The 3143-nt window shown below is 75.8% G+C and carries 2 protein-coding genes; both read left to right on the top strand.

From position 1 onward, the window contains the following. The first annotated feature begins 52 nt into the window (after positions 1–52). A complete protein-coding gene (locus I59_RS19445; RefSeq protein WP_022903262.1) occupies positions 53–1174 on the top strand; it encodes an aromatic acid exporter family protein in 1122 nt (373 codons plus the stop codon). A gap of 30 nt (positions 1175–1204) precedes the next feature. Further along, a partial coding sequence (locus I59_RS07085; RefSeq protein WP_022903261.1) for a BTAD domain-containing putative transcriptional regulator occupies positions 1205–3143 on the top strand: 1939 nt, incomplete at its 3' end.

Genomic DNA, 3143 nt, shown 5'->3' with positions numbered 1-3143 from the left:
GCGCGCGGGTGGCACGCCTCACCAGCCCACCGTGCGTAACCTGACCGGCGGTATGGCACCAGCAGAACGCATCACGGGCGCCGGGCGGCGCATCTGGCGGTGGAGCCGCGGATCCGGCACCCAGCCGCGCCTGCTGCTCGCCGCGAAGGCGGCGCTGGCCGCGACCATCGCGTGGGTGCTCGCCAAGTACGCTCCGGGCGTCGCCGCCGAGTACCCGTACTACGCGCCCCTCGGTGCGATCGTCGCGATGCGGACGACCGTGTTCGCCGGCATCCGGTCGGGTGTGCAGACGCTCGTCGGTATCACGCTCGGCGTGCTGATCGCGTGGGTCACGATGCTGATCGGGGACCCCGGGGTGATCGCGGTGGCCCTCGCCGTCGGCATCGGCGTCCTCGTGAGCGGTTTCCGGATCCTCGGCGAGGGGTACTCGTGGGTGCCGATGGCCGCGCTCTTCGTGCTGCTCGTCGGCGGGGGGAACGCCGAGGGCTACTCGTTCGCCTACATCGTGCAGATGGCCATCGGGATCGCGATCGGCCTCGCGGTGAACTTCGCCGTGTTCCCGCCGCTGCACTTCTGGGACGCGGAGCGCCGCATCGACCAGGTGAACGCGGTGCTCGCGGAGCAGCTCGACGACCTCGCGGACGTGCTCGTCGAGGGCGAACCCGACACCGCAGCGTGGGACCGGCAGCAGGAGCGGCTCGACAAGGCGATCGCGGACGTACGGGACCGGGTCGCGACCGCGCAGGAGAGCCGGCGGATGAACCCGCGGGGCGTGCTCCGCGGGCCCCGGGCGCGCCTGCAGTCCGACGGTGCCCGGTTCCGGGCCCTGGAGCGGGCCACCTGGTACACGACCGACCTCACCGAGCTCGTCGCGCGCAGCGGTCCGGTGGCCGACGCGATCGGCCGGCCCGACCCCGCCTTCGCCGAGCCGTTCGCGGCGGCGCTGCGGCAGGTCGCGTGCGTCGTCCGCGGCGACTGCCCGGCCCAGGACGGGGACGAAGCCCTCGCCACGCTCGAGCAGGCGCTCGACGCCAGTCGGTCGCACCCCTCCCGGGTCACCGCGACGGCGAGTGCGATCGTCGCGCTGCGCGGGGTGATCGAGTCCGAGAAGCGGGCGACGGAGGACGTCGACACCGAGACGGGTCCGCCCGACGGCGGTCGGCGCAGGGGCTGAGACGCTCGAGCGCTCCGTAGACTCGACGACGTGACCGCGCGCCCCCGACTCGCCGTCCTCGGGCCCGTGCTGGTCGAGGGGCCCTCGGGTGAGCCGACGACCGTCACCGGGGCGCTCGCACGGTCCTTCCTCACCGCGCTCGCCCTCGCGCCGGGGCGCTCGCTGTCCACCGGCTCCCTCATCGACGAGCTGTGGCCGGACGACCAGCCGCGAGGAGCGCGGGCGGCCCTGCAGACGATGGTGTCCCGCCTCCGCCGGACGACCGCCGAGGGACTCGTCCGGTCCACGGCGACCGGGTACGCGCTCGGCTGCGACACGGACGACGTCGACCTCCTGCGGGCGGAGCGTGCGGCGGCGCCCCCGGACGTCGACGCGCTCGAGTCCGCGCTCGCGCTCTGGCGCGGTGCACCCGGCGAGGACGTCGAGGGCGACCTCGGCGACGCGCTCGCCGGCCGGGCCCGTGCAGCCCGGCGCGCACTCCGGCGGGCGCTGGGGTCCGCGCTGCTCGACCTCGGCCGGGCCGACGACGCCGCCGAGGTCTGGTCGGCCGAGGTGGCCGCCGACCCGGTCGACGAGGTCGCCGTCGCCGGGGCGATGCAGGCGCTCGACGCCGCCGGTCGGCCCGCTGTGGCCGTCGCGGTCTTCGCCGCACACCGCGAGCGGCTGGTCGAGGAACTCGGCGCCGACCCCTCCGCCGAGCTGGTCCGGCACAACGCGGACCTGCTCCGCCGGTCGGCGGCCGAGAGCGGTCGCGCCCGTCGCATCGGCCTGCGCGCCGCCCCGAACGCGCTGGTCGGACGGGAGGCCGACCTCGCCGCCGTCACGGACCTCCTGTCGCGCGGACGGCTGGTCACGATCCTCGGCCCGGGCGGCCTCGGCAAGACGCGGCTCGCGCAGGCGGTCGCGGCGGACCTGCCGGACGGGACCGCGGTGGTGGTGGCCGAGCTCGCGTCGATCGCGGCCGCCGAGGACGTCGTGCCCGCCCTCGGTGCCGTGCTCGGGATCGCCGAGGTCCGCTCCGCCCGCACCCTCCGCGACGCCGTCGTCACCGATCTGTGGGGCCGGGTCGTCCGCGCCCTCGCCGACGGACCGACGGTGCTCGTGCTCGACAACTGCGAGCACCTGCTCGACGCCGTCGCCGCGCTCACCGCCGAACTGCTCGCCGCCGCCCCGGAGCTGCGGGTGCTGACGACCTCCCGGGCGCCCCTCGCGATCGCCGGCGAGGTCGTGGCGCCGCTCGCGCCGCTGCCGGTCGAGGACGACGGGGCCGCCGTGCGCCTCTTCACCGAGCGTGCCCGGGCAGCGCGTCCCGGCGCGGTGCTCCCCGTCGACGCGGTGCGCCGCATCTGCGCGCGGCTCGACGGATCACCGCTCGCGATCGAACTGGCCGCGGCACGGATCCGGGGCATGAGCACGGACGAGATCGAGCGCCGGCTGGACGACCGCTTCGCACTGCTCCGCGGCGGGGACCGGAGCGCCCCCGAACGGCACCGCACGCTGCTCGCCGTGATCGAGTGGAGCTGGCGACTGCTCGGCGCCTCCGCCCAGGATCTCCTTCCCCGACTCGCGCTCTTCCCCGACGGCCTCGCGGTGGACGCGGTCGAGGCCGTCGCGTCCGAGGGACACGAGGACGCACTCGACGACCTGGCGGACCTCGTCGAGCAGTCGCTCGTGCAGCTGGTCGAGCGCGAGGGGGAGCCGGTCCGGTACCGCCTGCTCGAGACCGTCCGGGAGTTCGGGGCCGCGCGACTGACCGAACGCGGGCGCACCGAGGACGTCCGCTCGGCCATGGTCGACTGGGCTCGCGCGTTCGCCGCGGACCGGAACCTGCTCGCCATCGCCGGTCCGGAGCAGACCGAACGGTTCCACGAGGTGCGCCGCGAGGCCGACAACCTCGTCGTGCTGCTGCGCTGGGCACTCCGGGCCGAGGACACGCCCGCGGCGGCGCAGCTCTTCGCGGCCCTCGGTG

Source organism: Curtobacterium sp. B8, assembly GCF_000333315.1.
Taxonomy (GTDB): Bacteria; Actinomycetota; Actinomycetes; order Actinomycetales; family Microbacteriaceae; genus Curtobacterium; species Curtobacterium luteum.
Note: the sequence above shows the minus strand (reverse complement) of the source record. Positions and strands in the feature narration are given on the sequence as shown.